Consider the following 24138-nt stretch of genomic DNA (forward strand, 5'->3'; position numbering starts at 1 on the left):
ATGACCATCAACCACGTCCGTTACACCTCGCGCAAACTGGCCGAATCGCTGGCCGGCAACCCCTACATGGCGGTCATCTCGATCACCGATCCGACCACGCCGGAAGCCCGGCTCGATCCGCTGTTCCGCCACGTGCTGCGGCTGTCGTTTTTCGATGCCGTGCCGGCCGACGAATTCCAGCCGCCGCTGCCCGGCTTGTTCAACCGGCAGATGGCGCGGCAGATCGACGATTTCGTCCGCGAAATCCAGGCGGCGCCGTTCGCGATGTCGGTCATGGTCCATTGCGAATACGGCGTCAGCCGCTCGGCGGCCGTGGCGCTGTTCGTCGAGGCCTTTAGCGGTGCGCCGCTGGACGCGCGCGAATTCACCTATGAAGCCAATCCCTGGGTGGTCGACACCCTGCTCAGCCTGCATCCGCAACTGAGTATCGAAATCCCCCGTCCCGACGCGGCGCGCGACCGGCGTACCGCGATGCGGGCCTGAATTTTTCCCGTTTCCGTTCACGGAGCCGCACCATGTCCGAAGCCAGCGAAAGCCGCTACCTGACCAACAAGACCTACGACGAAGTTGCCGTCGGCGACAGCGCCAGCCTGACCCGCACGCTGATGCCGGAAGACGTGAAACTGTTCGCCATCCTGACCGGCGACATCAACCCGGCGACCATCGATCCGAAATACTCGGAGAGCGGCATGTTCCGTGAGGCCATCGCTCACGGCATGTGGAGCGGCTCGCTGATCTCGACCGTGCTGGCGACCCAGTTTCCCGGCCCGGGCACGATCCTGATCGACCAGGCCCTGCACTTCGCCCGCCCGGTCACCATCGGCGACCGCATCGCGATCACCGTCACGGTCAAGCAGAAATACGACCACAACCGGCACATCGTCTTCGACTGCGTATGCACCAACCAGGAAGGCCTGGAAGTGGTGCGCGGCACCGCCGAAGTGCTGGCGCCGACGGAAAAGGTCTCGCACCTGCAGGATAACCACGCGCCGTCGATCCACATCGACGACAAGCACGCCCGCTACACCCAGTTGCTGTCACGGGTGAAGGGGCTGGAACCGATCCCGACCGCGGTCGCCCACCCCTGCGACGAGGAATCGCTCAAGGGCCCGGTGCAGGCTTACCAGGCCGGCATCATCGAACCCATCCTGGTCGGCCCGGAAGGCAAGATCCGTGCGCTGGCCGAGGAATTCGGCATCGACCTGTCCGGCATCCGCATCGTCAATGCCGCACACAGCCACGACTCGGCCGCGCTGGCCGTTTCACTGGTCAAGACCGGCGACGCCGAGGCGCTGATGAAGGGCAGCCTGCACACCGACGAACTGATGGCCGAAGTCGTTGCCCGCGCCAACGGCCTGCGCACCAACCGCCGCATCAGCCACGTTTTCCTGATGGACGTGCCGACCTATCACCGGCCGCTGCTGATCACCGACGCGGCGATCAACATCGCGCCGACGCTCGAGGAAAAGGCCGACATCATCCGCAACGCCATCGAGCTTGCTCACGTGATCGGCATCCCGGAGCCCAAGGTCGCCATCCTGTCGGCGGTCGAGACCATCAACCCGAAGATCCAGTCCACCCTCGACGCCGCCGCCCTGTGCAAGATGGCTGACCGCGGCCAGATCAAGGGCGGCATCCTCGACGGCCCGCTGGCCTTCGACAACGCCGTCTCCATCGTCGCCGCCAAGACCAAGGGGATCAAGTCGGCGGTCGCCGGCCACGCCGAAATCCTGGTCGTTCCCGACCTCGAATCCGGCAACATGGTGGCCAAGCAGCTCGAATACCTGGCCAACGCGCTGACCGCCGGTATCGTGCTCGGCACCAAGGTCCCCATCGTCCTGACCAGCCGCGCCGACACCGCCGAAACGCGTACCGCCTCCTGCGTGATCGCCGCCCTGGTCGCCCACGCCAACCGTAACAAGGGAAATTCCTGACAATGAAACAAGGCATTCTGACGATCAACGCCGGTTCGTCCTCGATCAAGTTCGCCCTCTTTTCGCTCGATCACCCGATCTCGCCTGACGCCGAAGTCTCCGGCCAGATCGACGGCATCGGCACCAACGCCACCAAGCTCATCGCCAAGAACCGCGCCGGCGAGCGCATCGCCGACCAGCTCATCGCTGGCGACGCGGTCAGCCACACGCAGGCGCTCGACGCCATGCTCAAGTGGTTCCTCGCCACCTACACCGGCTGGCAGATCGTCAGCGTCGGCCATCGCGTCGTCCATGGCGGCGACCTGTACTCGCAACCGACCGTGGTCGACGCCCAGGTACTCGAACACCTGACCGGCTTCATCCCGCTGGCACCGCTGCACGAACCGCACAACGTCGCCGGCATCAAGGCGCTGCAGGCGCTGCTGCCCGACGTGCCGCAGGTCGCCTGCTTCGATACCGCCTTCCACCGCAGCCAGCCGGAAGTCGCCCAGTTGTTCGCCCTGCCGCGCGCGCTGACTGCCGAAGGCATCAAGCGCTACGGCTTCCACGGCCTGTCCTACGAATTCATCGCCCGGGCGCTGCCGCAGCACTCGCACCGCGCCGACGGCCGCGTCGTCGTCGCCCACCTGGGCAACGGCGCCAGCATGGCGGCCATGGTCAACCGCAAGTGCGTCGCCACCACGCTCGGCTTCTCGACCATCGACGGCCTGATGATGGGCACCCGCTGCGGCAACCTCGACCCCGGCCTGGTCCTCCACCTGATGGAAACCAAGGGCCTCTCGGTCAAGGACATGAGCCGCATCCTGTACAAGGAATCCGGCCTACTCGGCGTCTCCGGCATCAGTCAGGACATGCGCACGCTGCTGTCGAGCGACAAGCCGGAAGCGCGTGAGGCGGTCGACCTGTTCTGCTACCGCATCGTCCGCGAACTCGGCTCGCTGGTCGCCGCCGCCGGCGGCATCGACGCGCTGGTATTCACCGGCGGCATCGGCGAACACGCCGCCGAAGTCCGCCGCCGCGTCTGCCTGCAGGCCGAATGGCTGGGCATCCGCGTCAATCCGGAAGCCAACGCCCGCCACGATCTGGTGATCAGCGCCGGCAACAGCAGCGTCGACGTGCTGGTCATTCCGACCAACGAAGAATGGATGATGGCGCACCACGCACAAACGCTATTGGCGCTTTAACAAATCTTTTTTTCGCTGCCGGGCTCCGTCGCCGAAAGGTGCCGGAGCCTTGTTTTTTCGGGCTTTTCCGGCACATGACAGAAGCACGACCCGACCGAAGCAAACATACTGCATCTAGTCAAGGTATTGCCTCGATACACTACATCTAGTAGATTCCTTCCTCATCGCACCTATACAAAACCAGACGAGAGGAGTCTTCAATGAGCAAGATCGCCGAGCAGTTGTCGCTGACCGACATTCCTGCACCGCCGCAATTCGCCCCGCTGCCGGAGCAGGAAATTTCCGGCGAAGTCCTCATTGAAAAGTACGCCAAGGGCAAGGAAACCAACGTACACGACGTGCGCAAGCGCGTCGCCTGGGCACTCGCCCAGGTCGAGCAGGAAGCCGACCGCGCGCACTGGGAAGGCCGCTTCCTGTGGGCCCAGGAAAACGGCTTCATCCCGGCCGGCCGCATCAACTCCGCCGCCGGCACCGACCTGCAGGCGACGCTGATCAACTGCTTCGTGCAGCCGGTCGGCGACTCCATCGTCGAGAACACCGACGGTCGCCCCGGCATCTACAAGGCCCTGATGGATGCCGCCGAAACCATGCGCCGCGGGGGCGGCGTCGGTTACGACTTCTCCTCGATCCGCCCGCAGGGTGCCCGCGTCAAGGGCACGCAATCGCGCGCTTCCGGCCCGGTCTCCTACATGCGCGTTTTCGACCGCTCCTGCGAAACCGTCGAATCCGCCGGCGCCCGCCGCGGCGCCCAGATGGGCGTGCTGCGCTGCGACCATCCGGACATCGAGGAATTCATCCACGCCAAGGACAAGGGCGACCTGACCAACTTCAACATTTCGATCGGCGTCACCGACGCCTTCATGGAAGTGGTCGATGCCGACGGCGATTTCGAACTGACCCACCGCGCCGAGCCGAATGCCGAGATGCGCGAAGCCGGCGCCTACCAGCGCGACGACGGCACCTGGGTCTATCGCAAGGTGCGCGCCCGCGACCTGTGGGACCAGGTGATGAAATCCACCTACGACCACGCCGAGCCGGGCATCCTGTTCCTCGACCGGATGAACAAGGACAACAACCTCAATTACTGCGAAGTCATCGAGGCCACCAACCCCTGCGCCGAACAGCCGCTGCCGCCGTACGGCTGCTGCTGCCTGGGTTCGATCAACCTGACCCTGTTCGTGCGTGACGCCTTCTCCGACAAGGCCAGTTTCGATTTCGACGCCTTCGCCGAAGTCTGCCGCGTCTCCACCCGCATGCTCGACAACGTGCTCGACGCCACCCACTGGCCGCTTGAGCGTCAGCAGCAGGAAGCCGCCAACAAGCGCCGCGTCGGCCTCGGCTTCACCGGCCTCGGCGACACCCTGGCCATGCTCCGCCTGCGCTACGACAAGCCAGAAGCCCGCGCCATGGCCGCCCGCATCAGCGAATTCATGCGCGATTCCTCCTACCTGTACTCGGTCGAGCTGGCCAAGGAACGCGGCGCCTTCCCGCTGTTCAACGCCGAGCTCTATCTGTCCGGCGGCAACTTCGCCTCGCGCCTGCCGGCCGACATCAAGGCCGAAATCCGCAAGCACGGCCTGCGCAACTCGCACCTGCTGTCGATCGCGCCGACCGGCACCATCTCGCTGGCCTTCGCCGACAACGCCTCGAACGGCATCGAACCGCCGTTCTCCTGGACCTACAACCGTAAAAAACGGATGCAGGATGGCACGATCAAGGAATACTCGGTCGAGGATTACGCCTGGCGCCTGTACAAGCACCAGGGTGGCGACGTCAGCAAGCTGCCGGATTACTTCGTGACCGCCTTGGAAATTTCGGCCAAGGCCCACGCCGACATGGTCGCCGCCGTCGCGCCGTACATCGACACCTCGATCTCGAAGACGGTCAACGTCCCCGCCGACTATCCGTACGAAGACTTCCAGGATCTCTACATGCAGGCCTGGAAGGCCGGCCTCAAGGGCCTGGCCACCTACCGTCCGAACAGCGTGCTCGGCTCGGTGCTGTCGGTCAGCAGCGAACCGGCCAAGGAAGCCGCCGACGACGCCAAGTCGCCGCAGGATTTCGTGTCGGATGCCAACCGCCGCCTGTCGATCAAGAACCTGCCGGCGCCGGTGCTCTCCAGCCTGCGCTGGCCGGGCCGCCCGAACCTGCCGGAAGGCAACCTGTGCTGGACCTACATGGTCGACTCGCCGATCGGCAAGTTCGCCCTGTTCGTCGGCCACGTCGAGCAGGAAGGCCACGCCTGGCCGTTCGAAGTCTGGGCCAACGGCCCGGCCGAACCGCGCGGCCTCGGCGCCGTTGCCAAGACCCTGTCGATGGACATGCGCGCCAATGACCACGGCTGGCTGGAAATGAAGCTCGAAGCCCTGGCCAAGACCCCGGGCGACTCCTTCGAGATGCACATGCCGCCGCATGGCGAGAAGAAGCGCATGCCGTCCGTCGTCTCGGCGATGGCCCAGGTCATCCGCTGGCGCGTCGAACAGCTCGGCGCCCTCACTCATGACGGCGCGACCCCGGTCAAGGACGCCCTGTTCAGCACCAAGGAGCCGAAGACCGGCACCGACGGCACGCTGTCCTGGACGGTGGACATCAACAACGCCTCGACCGGCGAAGACTTCGTCCTCGGCCTCAAGGAAATCACGCTGCCCGACGGCGTCACCCGCCCCTACTCGATGTGGCTGGCCGGCAACTACCCGCGCGCCCTCGACGGCCTGTGCAAGCTGCTGTCGCTCGACATGCGCGTCGTCGATCCGGCCTGGATCGGCATGAAGCTGCGCAAGCTGCTCGACTACTCCGAACCCTTCGGCGACTTCATGGCCTTCGTCCCGGGTTCGCGCAAGCAGCAGACCTACCCGTCGACGGTCGCCTACATCGCCCAGCTGATCATCCACCGCTACGCCATGCTCGGCATCCTCGACGAGGAAGGCTTCCCGCTGCAGCAGATGGGCATCCTCGAAGCCCCGGAAGACACCACCAGCAACAAGGTGCTGCCAACCCAGGGCAAGCTGTGCGGCGAATGCGGCAACCACACGATGATCCGCAAGGACGGCTGCGACTTCTGCACGGCCTGCGGCGCCGTAGGAACCTGCGGCTAATACCGCTGCTCACCAGCAAAAAACAAGGCCCGTCAGCCAAGCGCTTGACGGGCCTTTTTGCACTCACGGAAGCTGAAAAACGCCACCCCGGCCGCATTTTCACAATGCGCAAGGTGATTGTCGATTATGGTAAGACCAAGCGCTTCTGCTAGAATGCAGCGAAAAGCAAGGTCGCATACCCATAAGCGCAGAGTACATAATGACAACACAAGAATCGACCACATTCATCATTGTCGGCGTCACCAAGGAAGGAAAGAAATTCCGCCCCAGCGACTGGGCCGAACGCCTCTGTGGCGTGATGTCCGCTTTTGGCGCGGAACGCAAGATGAAGTACTCCCCCTATGTCGGCCCCGGCGATTTCAACGGCGACAAGGCGGTCTTCGTCGATGGCAGGCTGGGCGAGGTCGAACCGATGGCCTACCGTTTCATGCTCAACTTCGCCCAGGACAACGACCTGCAGATCATTGACGGCGTCTGCTCACTGGAAGACAAGAAAAAGTAATTTCCCGCCAGTACGGACAAAAAAAAGGCGCCTTGCGGCGCCATTTTTTGGTGTGCAGTGCGCTCAGGCAGCAGCAACACCCAGCGCCTTGATCTGCGAAGACAGGCGGCTCTTGGTACGGGAAGCGGCGTTCTTGTGAACGATCTTCTTGTCGGCGATGCGGTCGATCACTGCGACGGACTGCTGGAAAACCAGCTGTGCGGCGGCTTTGTCGCCGGCGACGATCGCCTTGCGCACACGCTTGATCGCGGTGCGCAGGGTCGAACGCAGGCTTGCGTTGTGGGCGCGCTGCTTGTCAGCTTGACGTGCGCGCTTGCGGGCTTGTGCGCTGTTGGCCATGAATGAATCCAGGTGGGTGAAGAATTAAAAGCGGGATTATAACCGCTCATGAATCAATTGCAATCAAAATCGAAGCTCAATCTTCATTTTGGGCAATTCCGTTGCGTAAGCCGCCAGTCTTTCGCAAACGACCGCTCGTCCCCTCCCTCCCCCAAACCAAATCGAGTTGCCATAGACTGAAAGCGCCAAAAAGTCCCGGAAACGACCATGTGCCTTCCATACTTGAAAACTCGTTTGCAACAAGGCTTCTCGCTGGTCGAGATGATGGTTGCTGTGGCTATTATGGCCATCCTGGCTGCCGTTGCAGCCCCACAAATGCAAAATCAGATAACAGGGAATCGTGTCACTGCGGCGACCAACGAGCTTCTCGCCGCGCTCGCCCAGACCCGATCCGATGCCATCAGAAGCAGTCAGGCACGCACCGTCGACCCAGCAGTGGTTCTTGCTGCAAGGCTGGGCAATGTAAACATGAACGCCGACATGGCGAATATCACCTTCAACGCGAACGGCACGACCAACAACACCGGACAAATCACGCTTTCGAATACGGCACGCACAAGAACGATCACTGTTCTCGGTAGCGGTAAAGCCTTTCTGAATTGACCAGCGAGTTCCCATGAACACCTTCACGACATCTCCCAGCAACCGGCAAGCAGGCATGACCCTGATTGAGGTCGTCGTCGCTATCGTTGTACTGGCCATTGGCGCCTTGGGGGTCGCCGGACTGCAGGCACGCGCCCTCAAGGGAAACGAAAGCAGCCTGCAACGCACCCAGGCGGTAATTGCAGCCAATTCCCTGATCGATGCCATGCACGCCAGTGTGGTTCCCCGAAACAGCACAGCCATGATTTGCAATGGCGGCGCCGGGTTCTTCATCACCTGGCTGGGTGACCTGCAAGCCAATCTGGGTGCAGGCAGTTGCGGACAGATCACCTGCGCTGCCAACGCCAACCCGCCCGGAAGCACGCGTTGCGTCGTCACGGTGCAATGGAATGACCGGCGCGCTGGCGGCGCCATGGCGCAACAGCTACAACTGACCGCACTGTTCTGAGAGCCGTCACCATGAAAGACATCCAATCACAACACGGCCTGACACTCGTCGAACTGATGGTCGCCATGACCATCGGCCTGATCCTGATGCTGGGCGCGACCGGCGTACTGATCACCAATCAGCGCGCCTTCACGGCCACGGAAGGCCTATCCCAGATTCAGGAGAACAGCCGTATCGCCGTGGACATGATCGCACGCGATATTCGCGAGGCCGGCGGTCATCCTTGCATGGCGATGACCCTGAACGACCATACTGGCGGCGATGCCACCGCAGTTGCCATTGCCAACATTCTCAGGAATTCCAGTGGCGTCGTGGTCAATCCGGCGACCAATCCGGGTAACCGCAATACTGGGCAGGGCGCCTTGCAACTTCTGACCTCGACAAACACACTATCGATCACCACCCATACCACCGGCGAAAATGTCTTCACGGTCAATAACAATCTGCGCGCAAACGACATCATCATCGTCTGCACCGGAAAATCGGCACACATCCTCAGGGTAAGCGCCGCAACCCCTGCCAACGTCACCGTCACCCAGGCACCCGGCGTCAATCTTCAAGGCGCGACGATCGCTGCGGGTCTGAACATTCGCACCTGGTATGTCGGCACCGACAACTTCCTTTACCGCAGCGAAGGCAATGGCGCTGGCGTCCGGATGATCGACAATGTTGTCGGCCTCAATGTAACTGACGTCCTACCCAATAACAATGGCGCCATCCAGGTCGGCTTCACTCTCTGTAGCCGCAATCAGAATACAGAGATCGCCGCAGCGAACAACCTCTGTGCGGCCACGCAGATCGAACGCCGAGTCACCACCGTCGTACAACGCAGGACTGCCTGACATGTGCCAGACATATACCCTCTCCAGCCGGAAATCCCAGCACGGCGTCATTCTGATCGTGGCGATGGTCATGCTGGTCGTCATGAGCATCCTTGGCGTTTCCAGTGTCCGCAGCGTAGCTTTAGAAGAACGGATGAGCGGCGCCTCGCATGACCGAAGCATCGCCCTGCAAGCTGCCGAAGCTGCCTTGCTGGCGGGGGAAACCGATGCCAGAAATCGCGTCGGACTCAACGGCTTCGACCCCGACGCAGCTACCGTTGCCGGCGTTCCGGCAATCAACAACGGGTTCGTGGCTACGCCAACCACTCAGCCCCCCGACTGGGTGCTGGGCATCAATTGGCAAAACAGCGCACGCGAACTTGCCAATGTGGACCTGGGCAACCTCGCCGGCACACGACCACGCTACCTGATCGAATACCGTGGACAGGCCGTCTGCAAGTCGCTGAACCCAAATGAAGCAGCTGCTGATTGCAGCACCCCGGAAGGAAAACTTTCGCCGACCTGCAATTGCTACCTGTTCAGAATCACCGCCCGCAGCAATCCTGGACAAGGCCGGGCAGAAGTCATTCTGCAAAGCCTGTTCACCACCTTCTGAAAGCCCATTGAGCCAGGAGACCGGAAATGAGACAACAATCTGCAAACCACACCGCCAGCCAACGCCGGCTGGCCAGGCTGATGGCCTTCTCTTTCGTGCTGACCACTGTCGTTCCGGCGCAAGCCGCACTGAACATTCCGGACACACCGCTGCAGACCAGCGTCTCCGCCGAACCGAATATCATGTTCATACTTGACGACTCGGGTTCTATGCACTGGGAAATCACCCCGGACTCATATTCATACTTCGTTTTTCCGCGGCCTAGCAACGTCTATGGGAGTAGCAACTACGATTCCTACGTATCGACCACCGTGGATACCTCTCCGTACAACGCCTATACCCGCTCCCCGCAGACCAATCCCAGCTATTACGACCCGGGAACAACCTACCTTCCCTGGTCTAATGCTGACGGCACACTCTGGCCTAATGCAACACCTAGCGCCGCTTACCACAACCCAGCCAAGACAGCGGTCGGTACGAGAAACCTGACCACAGACAATACACAGACAGCAACATGGGAAACCTGCACCTCTGAATCAACTTCCAGTTGCAGCGGCACAAGTACCAGTCGGACTTTCTGGCCAGCCACTTATTTCTGGCATAACGGGGGTGATAAGTGGAACCGTAGCAATTACACCAAGGTTGAAATCAGGAGCACAACGGCCAATTACAGTGGACATGGCCGCGCAAACCGCACGGACTGCACCAGCGGCACATGTACCTACACCCAGGAAATCCAGAACTTTGCCAACTGGTACACCTACTATCGCTCACGTATTCTCACCGCGCGCGCTGGTATTGGCCGCGCCTTTGCCTCTCAGAACGACGGGCTGCGCGTGGGATTTGGCACGATCAACAAGGCCAGCACTTCTGTTGACAATGTCAGCACGCAAACCATCGTTAGCGGTGTCCGAGTGTTCAAGGACAGTGATCGGACGAATTTCTTCAACACCCTGTACACCCGAGATATCCCAACATCCTCAACTCCGCTGCGCCGCGCATTGCGTGACGCCGGGGAATATTTCAGCCGTAACGATGACCGGGGCCCTTGGAGCACAACCCCTGGACAGTCTGGTGGCAGCGACCTGGCATGCCGCCTGAGCTATACAATATTGATGACCGATGGCTACTGGAACGATAGCTATACCAATTCAAGCATTGCAAATTCCGACAATACCGCCGGCGCCACAATTACCGGCCCCAACGGTCAGTCCTACACCTACCAGCCGGTTTCGCCTTTCCGGGACAGCCACTCTGATACCCTAGCCGACGTTGCCATGCACTACTGGAAACGCGACCTCCGGACCGACATGACAAACGTTGTTCCCAGCGGCCCCAAGAACCCTGCTTTCTGGCAACACATGGTCACCTTCGGTGTTGGCCTGGGAGTCAACGGCTCTATCAAACCGGAAGACGCTTACGCAGCCATTGGCGATCCAAACAAGACCATCACGTGGCCCAACCCGACCTCCAGTAACGCTGCAAAACTCGACGATCTCCTGCACGCTGCCATCAATGGCCGGGGTGAGTTTTTCAGTGCGCAGAACCCAACCGAATTCGCCAATGCCATGACCGGCATGCTCAAGGAAATCATCGAACGCAAGAGCTCCTCATCATCGGTATCCCTGACCGGCACACGCCTGAGCACGGGCAGCAAGGTCTTCAGCCCCAGTTTCAACACATCGGGCTGGATTGGCGAACTCGCGGCCTATAACCTGAGCAGCAACGGCGTTTCCAGCACACCTGTGTGGAAAGCCTCGGAAAAAATCCCTGAACACGCCAGCCGCAAGATATTCGTCACAACCAGTTCCGGTGAAAAACGCGAATTTCTGTGGGGCAACCTGAGCACCACGGACCGCACCACCATCGGGAGCGAAGCCATTCTCAACTTCCTGCGCGGAGACCGCAGCCAGGAAACGGCACGAGGCGGCACACTGAGAACACGGAATTCGCTGCTCGGCGATATCGTCCACTCTTCGCCCGTGTATCACCAAGGGACGCAGACAGTCTATGTCGGTGCCAATGACGGCATGCTCCATGCCTTTAATTCGGAAACCGGCGTCGAGCGTTTTGCCTATATCCCCAGTGCCGTGCTTGGCAACTTGCGACAGCTGAGTGCAACCTCCTATCAACACAAGTATTTCGTCGACGGTGAATTAACCATTGCCGAAAAGAGTGACACCGGGCTAAGTAGTACCTATCTGGTTGGCACCATGGGCGCTGGCGCCAAGGGTCTGTTCGCGCTGGACATTACCGCCCCTGCCTCGTTCGCCGCCAGCAATATTGCCTGGGAATACGTCAACAGCGGCGATACCGAGTTGGGTTACATGATGGGCAAGCCAATTTATGCCCGACTTAACGACGGAAGTCGTGCCCTGATCGTTGGCAATGGTTACAACAGCAGCAGCGGCAAAGCAGCGCTTTACATCATCAACCTGCAGACTGGTGCGCTGATCCGCAAATTCGTGGTGGACAACGTCAGCGACAGCGGCATGGCCACCCCGGGCATCGTGGACACCAATGGCGACGGTCTGGTTGATCTTGTCTACGCGGGCGATCTAAAGGGCAATGTATGGAAATTCGACCTCAACTCGAAAATTCCGTCGGCTTGGTCGCAATCGAAGTTCTTCACCGCTATCGGCCCCGACAACAATGTCCAACCGATCACGGCCCAGATCACTTCGGCGGTCAATTACCTGAACGACGACCCCAACAGCGGCAAGCGCTATATCTTCTTCGGTACCGGCTCCTACTTCCAGGCCGGGGACATCAACGACAAGTCGGTGCAGAGTTGGTATGGGTTGATTGACACAGGAAGTACAATCAGTGGCAGGAATAACCTCACCAAGCGGAGCATCAGTAGCACTCTTACCACAGCTGATGGCAAACCCGCGCGGACCTTCAGCAAGGCAGCTACAGACGCAACCACCGGCAAAGTAACAGACATGACCAACAAGCAAGGCTGGTATTTAGACTGGGTCAATCCAGTCAACATCAAGCTTGGCGAACGCGTCATCTCACCGTCCGTCATGTATCGCCTGACCGAACCAACACTGCTCGGCAGTTCGATTACGCCTGAAGCCAATGACCCGTGTCAGCCCGGTGGCACCGGGTATGTCAATGCAATCAACGCCTTCACTGGTGGCAGCCTGACCAAGGCATTCTTCACCAGCGAGGTCAGCGGAGATGCGGTCGTTGGCTCACTCGATCTCGGTATCGGCATGCCCAGTCAACCTGCACTGGTAATCAGCGATGACGGTGCCGGACAACTGATCGTTGGCGGTTCGGGGGATACAGGTGCCAGCGGTACGGGCGGCAGCAATGTCGGATCAACCGGCTTCAACCCGGGCAACTATGGTGGCAGAATCTACTGGCGTGAAATCATCAGGGGGAACTAATTAATGAAACAACGACAAGCCGGCTTTACCTTGATTGAATTGATGATCGTGGTAACCATCATCGGTATTTTGGCGGCAGTAGTGTTTCCGGCTTATCAGGAGCATGTGCGTAGCGCCCGTCGCACTGCAGCGATGGGCTGCCTGATGGAACGGACACATTTCATGGAGCGTTTCTATTCCGCCAACATGACATATGTCGGTGCAGCACCCCCGGCATGCCCCGGAGAGGTTACACAGTTCTACAACATCGCGGACCCCGCCAATCTGACCGCGACCACCTATACCTTGGCCGCGAACCCTATTGGCGCACAGGCGGGTGACCGCTGCGGCAATCTTTCAGTCAATGAAACCGGCAACCGGCAGGCTGCCGGTGGGGCAAACTGCTGGCAATAAGTCAGTGACCACGATGAACCGCTTGTTCCAGTTCATCGTGGTCAATTTTTCAAGCAAGCTCCCGTGGCAAGGCGAACGACACACCCTCTTCAACCCCTGCCAGTTGCGCCACTTCCGCACCTGAGAGATGACGGATGCGGGCAACGACTTCCTGCACCAGTACCTCGGGTGCGGATGCACCGGCGGTGACGCCGATGCGTTGTTTGCCGGCCAGCCAGGATTCGTCGATTTCGGCAGCACCGTCGATCAGGTAGGACTCGATCCCTCGACCCGCGGCAACTTCCTTCAGGCGGCGTGAGTTGGAACTGTTGGGACTACCGACGACGAGCACCAGATCACATTGCCCGGCCAGTTCCTTGACCGCATCCTGGCGGTTCTGGGTGGCGTAGCAGATGTCGTCTTTCTTTGGCCCCTGGATCAGGGGGAAGCGCTGTTTCAGGGCGTTGATGACGATCTGGGCATCGTCCATCGACAGCGTGGTCTGGGTGACATAGGAAAGCTGCTCGGGTAACTTGACCGTCAGTTTTTCCACATCATCGACGGTCTCGACCAGATACATGCCGGCTTCGCTCTGACCCATTGTGCCTTCGACCTCTGGGTGGCCTTTATGGCCGACCATGACCACTTCGCGCGTCTGACCGCGCATCTTGCCGACTTCGACGTGGACCTTGGTGACCAGCGGACAGGTGGCGTCGAACACTTTCAGGCCGCGCGCCTCGGCTTCGGCGCGAACCGCTTTCGAGACGCCGTGGGCGCTGAAAATCACCGTGCTGCCGGCCGGCGCCTCGTCGAGTTCCTCGATGAAGACCGCTCCCTTGGCACGCAGGTCGTCGCAGACAAACTTGTTGTGCACGACCTCGTGGCGGACGTAGATCGGCGCGCCGAATTTTTCCAGCGCCCGTTCGACGATGGTGATGGCGCGTTCGACACCGGCGCAGAAGCCGCGGGGATTGGCAAGGATGACCTGCATTACATGATTCCGATGATTTTCACCTCGAAACGGATCGTCTTGCCCGCCATCGGGTGATTGAAGTCGAACAGGGCGCTGGTTTCATCGAGCTCGCGCAGGAAACCGGCGAAGGTCGCGCCATTGGGCGCGGTGAATTCGACGACGGAATTCTCCTTGAGTTCCATGCCGGCAGGCAGACCGCTACGGGCGATACGCTCGACCAGGCGTTCGTTATGCACGCCGAAGGCCTGTTCCGGTTCCAGTTCGAACACGTAATGCTCGCCGGCATTCAGGCCAAGCAGCACGCTTTCGAGGTTTTCGGCAAGCTGACCGCTACCCATCTGCAACGTCGCCGGGCTCATGTCAAAGGTCGACAGGAATTCCTCACCATCGAGGGCGGTGACGCGGTAATGCAGGGTCAGGTAGCTGTCGGGGCGGACGGTGGTGCTCATGCGTTTTCTTTCTGTTCTTTATGGGTCAACGAGGCGATGATCAACAACACCGCGCCGACACTGATCGCCGAATCGGCAACGTTGAACGCCGGCCAGTAGAAACCGGCGGCGTGCCACTGGATGAAATCGACGACAGCGCCGAAACGCACGCGGTCGATGACGTTGCCGAGTGCGCCGCCCATGACCAGGGTCAGCGCCAGGGCCATCAGCTTTTGCTCCGGATGCTTTTTCAGCTCGAACGCGATCCAGCCGGAAACACCGAGCGCCAGCACGGTGAAGAACCAGCGCTGCCAGCCCGGCTGGTCGGCGAGGAAGCTGAATGCCGCCCCAGGGTTGAAAGTCAGCACCCAGTTCCAGAACGGCGCGACGTAGATCACCTCGCCCGGCGCGATGCTGCCGAGCACGACCCACTTGCTGATCTGGTCGAGGACGACGATCAAGCCGGCCAGCGCATACCAGTGCTGCGCCTTAGGCATGCGTGCGCGCCTCGCCGTCGCCATGCAGGTTGCTGACGCAGCGCCCGCACAGGCCCGGATGCGCCGGATCGGCGCCGACATCCTCGCGCACGTGCCAGCAGCGTTCACACTTGGCGTGGGCCAGCGGCGTGGCAGTCACCGACTCCTCGGCGGATTCGATCACGGCGGTCGCCGAGCAGATGAAGACGAACTTCAAGTCGTCGCCGAGCGCCGAGAGCGCGGCGAACTTGTCGCCGGCGCAGCGGATTTCGACGGCGGCCTGCAGTGCGGCGCCGATCTCGCCGGCCTCGCGGCGAGCTTCCAGCGCCTTGGTGACGTCGTTGCGCACTTCGCGGACAATCGCCCATTTCGCCAGCAGCTCGCTCTCGCCGTTCTGTTCCGGCAGTTGATGCCATTGCTGGAACATCACCGAGTCGTCGGCGTCGCCGGTCAGCACCGCCCACACTTCCTCGGCGGTGAAGGCGGTGATCGGCGCCAGCAGGCGGACGAAGGCCTGGGTGATGTGCCACAGTGCCGACTGCGCCGAGCGGCGGGCAAGCGACTTGGGCGCCGTCGTGTACAGGCGGTCCTTGAGGATGTCGAGGTAGAAGCCGCCGAGGTCTTCCGAGCAGAAGCCCTGCAGCGCCTGGACCACGCGGTGGAACTCGAAGCGCTCGTAATCGCCCTGGCAGGACTGCTGCAACTGGCGGGTCAGCGCCAGCGCATAGCGGTCGATTTCCAGCCACTGGTCGGCCGGCAGCATGTCGGCGGCGGCGTCGAAATCGGAGACGTTGGCGAGCAGGAAGCGCAGCGTGTTGCGGATGCGGCGGTAGCCTTCGACGACGCGCTTCAAGATTTCGTCGGAAATGGTCAGCTCGCCCGAGTAATCGGTGGAAGCCACCCACAGGCGTAGGATGTCGGCGCCCATCTTGTCGGAAACCTGCTGCGGCGCGATGACGTTGCCCTTCGACTTCGACATCTTGTGGCCCTTGCCGTCGACGACGAAGCCGTGCGTCAAGAGCGCCTTGTACGGGGCGCGACCGTCGATCGCGGCGCCGGTCAGCAGCGAGGAATGGAACCAGCCGCGATGCTGGTCGGAGCCTTCCAGGTAGAGGTCGGCCGGCCAGCCCAGTTCGCCGTGCGAGCCGCGCATCACGCTCATATGCGTGGTGCCGGAATCGAACCAGACGTCGAGGATGTCGGTGGTCTTGACGTAGTCGGCGGCATCATTGCCGAGCAGTTCGGCGGCGTCCAACTGTGTCCACGCTTCGATGCCGCCCTGCTCCACACGCTTGGCCACGGCTTCCATGAGTTCAAGCGTGTTCGGATGCAGTTCGCCGGTCGCCTTGTGGGTGAAGAAGGGCAGCGGCACGCCCCAGTTGCGCTGGCGCGAGATGCACCAGTCGGGGCGGTTGGCGATCATCGCGTGCAGGCGGTTCTTGCCCCAGGCGGGATAGAAGGCGGTGTCCTCGACGCCCTGCAGCGCCGCTTCGCGCAGCGTGTGGCCGGCCGGCTCGGTGGCGGCGACGCCCTGGCTATCGACATCCGGCGCATCCATGCGCACGAACCACTGGCTGGTGGCGCGGTAGATCAGCGGCGTCTTGTGGCGCCAGCAGTGCATGTAGCTGTGCTCGATGGTGGCGTGCTTGAGCAGCGCGCCGACTTCGGCCAGTTTCTCGACGATGACCGGGTTGGCCTTCCACACGTTCATGCCGCCGAAGAACGGCAGGTCGGCGGCAAACGTGCCGTCGCCCTGCACCGGCGTCAGGATCTGCTCGTTGTGCATGCCGTAGTTCTTGCACGACTGGAAGTCTTCCAGACCATAGGCCGGTGCCGAATGGACGATGCCGGTACCGGCATCGAGCGTCACGTAATCGCCAAGGAAGACCGGCGACAGACGATCGTAGAACGGATGGCGGAAGGCAATGCGCTCCAGCGCCGCGCCTTTACAGGCGGCAACGGTGGTGCCGGTCAGACCGTAGCGGGCGAGGCAGGCTTCCTGCAGGTCGGCGGCGAGGATCAGGCAGCCCTTTTCGGTCTGCACCAGGTGGTAGGTGAATTCCGGGTGGGCGTTGAGCGCCTGGTTGCCGGGGATGGTCCACGGCGTCGTCGTCCAGATCACCGCGTAGGCTTCACCGGCCGGCAGAGCCGCCAGGCCGAAGGCAGCGGCCAGCTTGTCGCGCTCGGCGGCGGCAAAGGCGACGTCGATCGCCGGCGACTTCTTGTCCTGGTATTCGACTTCCGCTTCGGCCAGCGCCGAACCGCAGTCAAAGCACCAGTTCACCGGCTTCAGGCCGCGATAAACGAAGCCGCGCTTGACCATCTGGGCGAGTGCCCGGATCTCGTCGGCCTCGGTCTTGAAGTTCATCGTCTTGTACGGGTTGTCCCATTCGCCGAGCACGCCGAGGCGGATGAAGTCCTTCTTCTGGCGCTCGATCTGCTCGCCGGCGTAGGCGCGCGCCAGCTGCTGCACCTGCTCGCGCGGGATGTTCTTGCCGTGCGTCTTCTCGATCTGGATCTCGATCGGCATGCCGTGGCAGTCCCAGCCCGGCACATAGGGCGCATCGAAACCAGCCAGCGTCTTCGAGCGGACGATGATGTCCTTCAAGACCTTGTTGACCGCGTGGCCGATGTGGATGTCGCCGTTGGCGTACGGCGGGCCGTCGTGCAGGATGAATTTCGGCCGGCCGGCGCAGATTTCGCGGATCTTCCGGTAGAGCTGCTTCTCCTGCCACTGGGCGACCCATTGCGGCTCACGCTTGGGCAGGTCGCCGCGCATCGGGAACGGGGTGTCGGGAAGGTTCAGCGTATCTTTGTAATCAGCCATTTGCTTGCTCACCGCTTGAAGAAGGCCCGCGCCGCCGCGGCATCAGCCGCGATCTGCGCCTTGAGGGCGTCGAAATTGGGAAAACGTTGCTCGTCGCGCAGCTTGTGCACGAAACGCACCGAAATGTGGGCGCCGTAGATGTCGCGGTCGAAATCGAACAGATGCACTTCCAGCAGCGGCCGCGTACCGCCGACGGTCGGCCGAACGCCAAGGTTGGCGACACCGGGCAAGGCTTGCTCGCCAAGGCCGGCAACCTCGACGGCGAAGACGCCGGTCATCGGCAGCGGGTTGTGCTTGATGCGCAAGTTAGCCGTGGCAAAACCGAGCTGGCGGCCGAGCTTCTGGCCGTGCACGACCTGGCCGTCCATCATGTAAGGGCGCCCGAGCAGCTTCGCCGCATGCGTCATGTCACCATCGGCCAGCGCCCGGCGCACGCCGGAACTGGAGACGCGCTCACCATCGACAACAACGCTGCCCATCGCCTCGACGGTGAAACCGTGGCGTTCACCAGCCGCCTGCAGCAAGGCAAAATCACCAAGCCGCCCCTTGCCGAAGCGGAAATCGTCACCGATCACCACATGCCTGACCTGGAGCCCGCGAACCAGCACCGCTTCGATGAACTGTTCGGCGCTCAGCGCAGCAAAAGCCCGGTTGAACGGACAGATCATCGCCTGGGCAACGCCGCTGTCGGCCAGTAGTTCAAGCTTTTCGCGGAAGGTGCTGAGCCGGGCCGGCGCCGAGTCGGGCGCGAAGAATTCGCGCGGATGCGGCTCGAAGCTGAGCACCGTCGGCACCACCCCGCGCTGGCCGGCGATGTCGACCAGCCGGCCGATCAGCGCGGCGTGCCCAAGATGCACGCCATCGAAATTGCCGATGGCCAGTGCAACGGGAGCCGGAACAGGACGGGAATAACCGCGAAAAACGCGCATCGGATGCTGCTGCAAAAAAGCGCGATTATACCGGGCCAGGCCGGTTTTCCGGGTAAATCCACGAAAAAACAGCCCCTTGGCAAGCCGGCAGTGGCTATAATCGGGCGACCATTTTTGCGCGTTGTTAAACATGCTGGGATTGATCAACCATGTCGTAAGGATTTCTGCGCGGCGCGACCGCACCGAAATCAATTCCGCCATGGTCGATGCCTTGATGGATCTGTTCGCGCCCGAACGCCTGACCATCTATCGCTGCTACACCGGCAAACGCAAGACCATCGTCTTCGCCTGTGCCGGCTACGGTCCACAAGGCCAGTTCCTGCGCAACGCCTACCTGCCCGATCATCATTTCTGCCAGCCGATTGATCGCGATCCGCTGCTCCGCCAATGCCGCAAGGAATTGTCGGCCGTGCTCGACTACCAGGAAGACGGTTCGCACCGCATCATTTTCCCGGTACTGCGCCTGGACGAACCAATCTATTTCATCGATCTGGTCCTCTCGGACGAGTTCTCGGCTGACCGCCGCGTCACGCTGATGGGCCTGATCGAGTACTTCGGCAACCATATCGCCCTGCTCGATTACGGCGAGGCCGATACGCTGACCGGACTGGCCAGTCGCAAGACTTTCGACAAGCATCTGTTCGAGCTGCTCGGCCAGGCCGCTTCCGACGAACTGCTCGGCAATGAACACCAATTCGCCCGCCGCACGCTGGCGCCGGACAGCAACCACTGGCTGGCCGTCTGCGACATCGACCATTTCAAGCACATCAACGACAACTTTGGCCACCTGATCGGCGACGAAGTGCTGATCATGCTGTCACAGGTGATGCGTCAAAGTTTCCGTTTCGACGACCAGTTGTTCCGCTTTGGCGGCGAGGAATTCATCGCGCTGCTGCAGCCGACCGACCGTGCTTCGGCGCAGGCAACACTGGACCGCTTCCGCAGCGACGTGGAAAAAACCGTTTTCAGCCGGGTCGGGCACGTCACCGTCAGCATCGGCTTCAGCCAGTTGCTCAGTTGCGACACGCCGACCGACGTCATCGAACGCGCCGACGAAGCGCTCTACTACGCCAAGCGCAACGGTCGCAATCAGGTGGCCTGCTACGAACAGCTGATTACCGACGGCCGGCTAGCCGCCCGCGAAATCGCCAAGGGCGAAGTCGAACTGTTCTGACGCGGGCTGGCGATCAGCTGGCGCGGCCGCTGCCGGCCTTTGGTCCCGGCGGATGCTTGATGAAATACTGACGGATGCCGCGCATCAGGGCATCGGCCATCTGCTCCTGATAAGCCTCGTCCTTGAGCCGCAATTCCTCTTCCGGATTGGAGATGAACGCCGTCTCGATCAGCGCCGACGGAATATCCGGCGCCTTGAGCACGGCAAAGCCGGCCTGCTCGACATTGGCCTTGTGCAGGCGATTGATCGAGCCCAGTTCGCCGAGCAGGTATTTGCCCAGCTTCAGACTGTCGTTGATCGTTGCCGTCTGCGACAGGTCAAGCAGCGTGCGGGCCAGGAAAACATCCTTGGTCTTGGCCAGATTGACCCCGCCGATCAGGTCGGCGTTGTTTTCCTTCTGCGCCAGCAAGCGGGCCTGCGTACTCGTTGCCCCCTGCTCGGACAGCACATAAACCGACGACCCGCGGGCATCCGGCTTGATCCAGGCATCGGCGTGAATCGACAGGAAGAGGTCGGCCTGGATGCGCCGCGCCTTCTGCACACGAACATGCAGCGGGACGAAGAAATCGCCGTCGCGGGTCAGCACCGCGCGCATGTTCGGCTCGGCATCGATGCGTTTTTTCAGGCGCTGCGCAATCGCCAGCGTCACGTTCTTTTCATAGGTCCCGCGCTTGCCGACCGCGCCGGGATCTTCGCCGCCGTGACCGGGATCGAGCATGATGGTGACCAACCGGTTGACCGCCGGCTTGCCGGAACGCGCCGCCGACTGCGGCTTCGCCGGTTCCGGCTGGCGACTGGCCAGCTCTTCGTCCAGGCGCAGCGGCTCGACCGCATCCTGCCGGCCCTGCAACAGCGCCATCAAGGGATCGGCCGGATTTTCCGGATAGACATCGAGCACCAGACGGTGACCGTATTCGGCAACCGGCGCCAGCGAAAAGACCTGCGGCTTGACCTTGGTCTTCAACTCCATGACCAGACGGACGACGCCGGGCTTGAAGCGCCCTGCACGCAGCAGCTTGATGTAGGGATCGTGCTCGGCGACCTTGCCGGCCAGGCTTTCCAGGACGCTGTTGAATTCCACACCTTCGATGTCGACCACCAGGCGATCCGGATTTTCAACGGCGAAATGGGTGAACTTGAGCGGCGCGTCGTGTTCCAGCGTGACCCGCGTGTAATCCTCGGCCGGCCAGATGCGCACGGCGATGATGCTGGGACGGTTGGCGGCAATCCCCGCCAGCGGCGTAACCGAGAGAACTAGGGCAGATCCGGCGTAGCGCAGGAGTTGCCGGCGGCGCGGATCGAGGCGAGTGTCCTTATGCATGACGCCCCCCTTTCGGACGAAGCTGCGAGTTCTGCAACACGCGCGGACCCGGCGTGCCGCAAGTGTATGCGCAGGTCCGGCGATGGCACGCAGCCCACTGCCTTGTCAGGCCATTCGACCAGACAGACGGAAGCTTCGTTGAAGTATTCGCCAAACCCCGCATCGAGGAACTCCTCTGGTGACTCGAAGCGATAAAAATCAAAGTGATACAAGTATAAACTCGAAACTACGTAAACTTCAACCAAAGCGTAGGTCGGACTCTTCACCGGGCCGGTGTGCCCCAGGGCGCGGATCATGGCGCGCGCCAGCGTGGTTTTGCCGGCGCCGAGGTCGCCTTCGAGAAAGATCACCTGGCCGGGCAGCAGCGTCTGCGCGAGATTTTTGCCGAGTTCCTGCGTCGCCGCTTCGTCGGGCAAATCGAAAAGGGCGGTAACATCCGTGCCATGCATGATCAGGACTCCAAACTGGACCACGCGGCCATCAAGGCGCGCATCCGCGAACTCGGCCGGGAACTGGGTTTTGCCGACATCGGCGTGGCCCGCGCCGAACCGGGCGCGGCCGTCGACCGGCTGCGTGCATGGCTGGCCGCCGGCATGCACGGGGAGATGGATTATATGGCGCGCCACCTCGAACTGCGCGCCCAGCCACAGCAACTGCAGGCCGGCACGATCACGGTGATTTCCGCCGCCATCGACTACCTGCCGCACGACCGGACGGCCGACGCCCCCGGCCAGGCGGCCATTTCCCGCTACGCCCAAGGCCGCGATTACCACAAGGTGGTGCGCAGCCGGCTGCAGAAACTGGCCGACGCCATCGCCGGACTGGCCGGCCCCTTCGGCTACCGCGTGTTCTCCGACTCGGCGCCGGTGATGGAGGTCGAATACGCCAGCCAGGCCGGCCTCGGCTGGCGCGGCAAGCACACGCTGCTGTTGTCGAAACGGGGCTCGTGGCGCTTTCTCGGCGAAATCTACTGCGACCTGCCGCTAGCGCCCGATGCGCCGGTCGACGAGCACTGCGGCACCTGTCGCGCCTGCCTCGACGCCTGCCCGACCGGCGCCATCGTCCAGCCCTACGTCGTCGATGCCCGGCGCTGCATTTCCTACCTGACCATCGAACTGGCCGGCGCCATTCCGCTGGAATTCCGGCCGCTGATCGGCAACCGGATATACGGCTGCGACGACTGCCAGACCTGCTGCCCGTGGAACCGCTTCGCCCAGCTCGGCGACCCGGAATTTTCCCCGCGCCACGGCCTCGACTCGGCCACGCTGATCGAATTGTTTGCCTGGAGCGAAACGCAGTTCAACGACCGCCTGGCCGGCAACCCGATCCGCCGCATCGGCCACGAACGCTGGCTGCGCAACATTGCCGTGGCGCTGGGCAACGGCCCGGCCAGCCCGGCGGCAATCGCCGCCCTGCAGGAAAGATCGACGCACGCCTCGGCACTGGTGCGCGAGCACGTGGACTGGGCACTCGCCCGCCTCAGCAGCGGAAATTGATCAGCGCGCGACCGGTCGTTCCGGATCGGCGCACCATTCGCTCCACGAACCGCCATAGAGCCGAGAGCCGGACAGACCGGCAATTTCCATGGCCAGCAGGTTGTGGCAGGCGGAAACGCCAGAGCCGCAATAGTGCACCATCTGCTCGGGCGCAAGCCCGCCCAGCAGGGACTGCCACTCGGCGGCCAGTTCGCCGGCCGGCTTGAAGTGACCGTCGGCAGCAAGGTTGTCGCGGAAGAAACGATTGACCGCACCGGGAATATGACCGCCAACCGGGTCGATGGTCTCGTTTTCGCCACGGAAGCGGTCATTGGCCCGGCCATCGACCAAGCGCATCGACGGCGAATCCAGCATGCCGCGGACGAACTGCGCGTCGACGGCAAAATTGCGCGTCACCGGGGTGAATTCCCGGGGCTTAGCCACGGGCGGCTGAGCATCGACTGCCGCGCCGGCCGCCAGCCAGTCCTGCCAGCCGCCGTCGAGCACAGCCACGGCGTCGTGGCCGAGCCAGCGCAGCAACCACCACAGCCGGCCGGCGATCATGCCCTGGGCGTCGTCATACACCACCACCTGGGTCTGCCGGCCGATGCCGATGCTGCCCAGACGGGCGGCCAGCACCTGCGGATCGGGCAGCGGGTGACGACCATTGCGGCCGCTCATCGGCCCGGACAGATCGCGGTCGCAATGCAGGAAGTGGGCGCCCGGAATGTGGGCTTCGGCGTAAACCCGTTCGCCATAGGCGACGTCGGCCAGTTGATGGCGGACGTCGACGACGCACCAGTCGGGATTGCCCAGTTGCGCCTGCAACTGGGCGACGGAAACCAGCGTGCCGAAACTCAAGCCTCGTTCTCCAGCCACTCGTCGGCGGCTGCCGCATCGTCGAAGACCTGCACGTCGGCATTGACGAAGGTCTGCGAAATCCAGGCGCTCCAGGTCACCCATTCGCTGTCGGTGACAACCGCCACGCGGTTGAAGTCGTTGGCGTGGGCGCGCGAGAACTTGACCTCTTCCCAGGCCACGTCAAGCGTCAGCGTGCCCATCTTGGTCAGATCGAAGAACAGGTCGACCGGCCCCTCGAACTTGATCTTGTAATTGACGACTTCCTCGAACTCCCGGTAATCCGCCAGCGTGAACTCGCCGAAGACGGAAACATTGACGCGGTGGCCTTTATGGTCGATGACGATCATGGTCTTGCTCCTTTG

Annotated in this window: 23 protein-coding genes; 13 read left to right on the plus strand and 10 right to left on the minus strand. The window is 62.1% G+C overall.

What is annotated here, in order from left to right; all coding sequences use genetic code 11:
- The 5 genes from AADV58_RS13680 (at position 1) to AADV58_RS13700 (ending at position 6715) form a co-directional block, all read left to right on the plus strand.
- Positions 1-483 carry a hypothetical protein gene (locus AADV58_RS13680; protein WP_028994696.1) on the plus strand — a complete coding sequence of 161 codons (483 nt, stop codon included), beginning with the start codon at positions 1-3 and terminating at the stop codon, positions 481-483.
- A gap of 32 nt (positions 484-515) precedes the next feature.
- A complete protein-coding gene (locus AADV58_RS13685; RefSeq protein WP_028994695.1) occupies positions 516-1934 on the plus strand; it encodes a bifunctional enoyl-CoA hydratase/phosphate acetyltransferase in 1419 nt (472 codons plus the stop codon).
- 2 nt (positions 1935-1936) lie between these two features.
- Positions 1937-3118, plus strand: a complete 1182-nt coding sequence (locus AADV58_RS13690; RefSeq protein WP_028994694.1) for an acetate/propionate family kinase — start codon at positions 1937-1939, stop codon at positions 3116-3118.
- A gap of 200 nt (positions 3119-3318) precedes the next feature.
- Positions 3319-6213, plus strand: coding sequence for an adenosylcobalamin-dependent ribonucleoside-diphosphate reductase (locus tag AADV58_RS13695; protein ID WP_028994693.1), 2895 nt, complete (start codon positions 3319-3321; stop codon positions 6211-6213).
- 199 nt (positions 6214-6412) lie between these two features.
- Positions 6413-6715, plus strand: a complete 303-nt coding sequence (locus tag AADV58_RS13700) for a DUF3579 domain-containing protein (protein WP_028994692.1) — start codon at positions 6413-6415, stop codon at positions 6713-6715.
- Between the two features lie 63 nt (positions 6716-6778).
- On the opposite strand, the gene rpsT is transcribed toward AADV58_RS13700, so the two are convergent.
- Entirely contained in the window at positions 6779-7054 is a 276-nt protein-coding gene (gene rpsT / locus AADV58_RS13705) for a 30S ribosomal protein S20 (RefSeq protein ID WP_028994691.1), read from the minus strand.
- 207 nt (positions 7055-7261) lie between these two features.
- Between rpsT and AADV58_RS13710 the strand changes: the two genes are divergently transcribed.
- From AADV58_RS13710 to AADV58_RS13735, 6 genes are read left to right on the plus strand one after another with little or no spacing between them, the layout of a single operon-like run.
- Entirely contained in the window at positions 7262-7657 is a 396-nt protein-coding gene (locus AADV58_RS13710) for a GspH/FimT family pseudopilin (RefSeq protein WP_081700137.1), read from the plus strand.
- A gap of 13 nt (positions 7658-7670) precedes the next feature.
- Positions 7671-8105 carry a type IV pilus modification protein PilV gene (gene pilV, locus AADV58_RS13715; RefSeq protein WP_028994690.1) on the plus strand — a complete coding sequence of 145 codons (435 nt, stop codon included), beginning with the start codon at positions 7671-7673 and terminating at the stop codon, positions 8103-8105.
- Positions 8106-8116: 11 nt separating this feature from the next.
- Entirely contained in the window at positions 8117-8947 is an 831-nt protein-coding gene (locus tag AADV58_RS13720; protein WP_028994689.1) for a PilW family protein, read from the plus strand.
- 1 nt (position 8948) lies between these two features.
- Positions 8949-9542 (plus strand): pilus assembly PilX family protein, encoded by a 594-nt coding sequence (locus AADV58_RS13725; protein WP_281170385.1) that lies wholly within the window; start codon positions 8949-8951, stop codon positions 9540-9542.
- A gap of 26 nt (positions 9543-9568) precedes the next feature.
- Positions 9569-12940, plus strand: coding sequence for a pilus assembly protein (locus tag AADV58_RS13730; RefSeq protein ID WP_081700135.1), 3372 nt, complete (start codon positions 9569-9571; stop codon positions 12938-12940).
- Between the two features lie 3 nt (positions 12941-12943).
- Positions 12944-13333, plus strand: coding sequence for a type IV pilin protein (locus AADV58_RS13735; protein ID WP_028994687.1), 390 nt, complete (start codon positions 12944-12946; stop codon positions 13331-13333).
- Between the two features lie 49 nt (positions 13334-13382).
- On the opposite strand, the gene ispH is transcribed toward AADV58_RS13735, so the two are convergent.
- The 5 genes from ispH to AADV58_RS13760 are packed head-to-tail and all read right to left on the minus strand — an operon-like array spanning position 13383 to position 18945.
- Positions 13383-14303, minus strand: a complete 921-nt coding sequence (ispH, locus tag AADV58_RS13740; protein ID WP_028994686.1) for a 4-hydroxy-3-methylbut-2-enyl diphosphate reductase — start codon at positions 14301-14303, stop codon at positions 13383-13385.
- A complete protein-coding gene (locus AADV58_RS13745) occupies positions 14303-14734 on the minus strand; it encodes an FKBP-type peptidyl-prolyl cis-trans isomerase (RefSeq protein ID WP_028994685.1) in 432 nt (143 codons plus the stop codon). Before AADV58_RS13745 ends, ispH begins: the two co-directional genes overlap by 1 nt.
- The gene (gene lspA, locus AADV58_RS13750) at positions 14731-15210 is read right to left on the minus strand and encodes a signal peptidase II (protein ID WP_043421100.1); all 480 of its coding nucleotides are present in this window, start codon (positions 15208-15210) and stop codon (positions 14731-14733) included. Before lspA ends, AADV58_RS13745 begins: the two co-directional genes overlap by 4 nt.
- Positions 15203-18016, minus strand: coding sequence for an isoleucine--tRNA ligase (gene ileS / locus AADV58_RS13755; protein WP_028994684.1), 2814 nt, complete (start codon positions 18014-18016; stop codon positions 15203-15205). The genes lspA and ileS overlap by 8 nt, the downstream gene beginning before the upstream one ends.
- An 8-nt stretch (positions 18017-18024) precedes the next feature.
- Positions 18025-18945 carry a bifunctional riboflavin kinase/FAD synthetase gene (locus tag AADV58_RS13760; protein WP_028994683.1) on the minus strand — a complete coding sequence of 307 codons (921 nt, stop codon included), beginning with the start codon at positions 18943-18945 and terminating at the stop codon, positions 18025-18027.
- Positions 18946-19075: 130 nt separating this feature from the next.
- Here AADV58_RS13760 and AADV58_RS13765 point away from each other — a divergent pair, with 130 nt between their 5' ends.
- Positions 19076-20119 (plus strand): GGDEF domain-containing protein, encoded by a 1044-nt coding sequence (locus tag AADV58_RS13765; RefSeq protein WP_281981801.1) that lies wholly within the window; start codon positions 19076-19078, stop codon positions 20117-20119.
- Positions 20120-20132: 13 nt separating this feature from the next.
- Here AADV58_RS13765 and AADV58_RS13770 read toward each other — a convergent pair whose 3' ends face one another.
- Both AADV58_RS13770 and tsaE read right to left on the minus strand, forming a co-directional pair.
- The gene (locus tag AADV58_RS13770) at positions 20133-21440 is read right to left on the minus strand and encodes an N-acetylmuramoyl-L-alanine amidase (protein ID WP_281981800.1); all 1308 of its coding nucleotides are present in this window, start codon (positions 21438-21440) and stop codon (positions 20133-20135) included.
- Positions 21374-21889 carry a tRNA (adenosine(37)-N6)-threonylcarbamoyltransferase complex ATPase subunit type 1 TsaE gene (gene tsaE / locus AADV58_RS13775; RefSeq protein ID WP_081700150.1) on the minus strand — a complete coding sequence of 172 codons (516 nt, stop codon included), beginning with the start codon at positions 21887-21889 and terminating at the stop codon, positions 21374-21376. Before tsaE ends, AADV58_RS13770 begins: the two co-directional genes overlap by 67 nt.
- On the opposite strand from tsaE, the gene queG reads away from it, so the two are divergent.
- Positions 21884-22936 carry a tRNA epoxyqueuosine(34) reductase QueG gene (gene queG, locus AADV58_RS13780; RefSeq protein WP_028994681.1) on the plus strand — a complete coding sequence of 351 codons (1053 nt, stop codon included), beginning with the start codon at positions 21884-21886 and terminating at the stop codon, positions 22934-22936. The genes tsaE and queG overlap by 6 nt on opposite strands.
- On the opposite strand, the gene AADV58_RS13785 is transcribed toward queG, so the two are convergent.
- Together AADV58_RS13785 and AADV58_RS13790 are read right to left on the minus strand one after the other, a co-directional pair.
- Positions 22937-23776: a sulfurtransferase gene (locus tag AADV58_RS13785; protein ID WP_028994680.1), complete on the minus strand. Its 840-nt coding sequence runs from the start codon at positions 23774-23776 to the stop codon at positions 22937-22939. It abuts the gene before it with no gap.
- Positions 23773-24123 carry an STAS/SEC14 domain-containing protein gene (locus AADV58_RS13790; RefSeq protein WP_028994679.1) on the minus strand — a complete coding sequence of 117 codons (351 nt, stop codon included), beginning with the start codon at positions 24121-24123 and terminating at the stop codon, positions 23773-23775. The genes AADV58_RS13785 and AADV58_RS13790 overlap by 4 nt, the downstream gene beginning before the upstream one ends.
- Between the last annotated feature and the right edge of the window lie 15 nt (positions 24124-24138).

It is taken from the genome of Azonexus hydrophilus, from assembly GCF_038368255.1.
GTDB classification, from domain to species: Bacteria; Pseudomonadota; Gammaproteobacteria; order Burkholderiales; family Rhodocyclaceae; genus Azonexus; species Azonexus hydrophilus.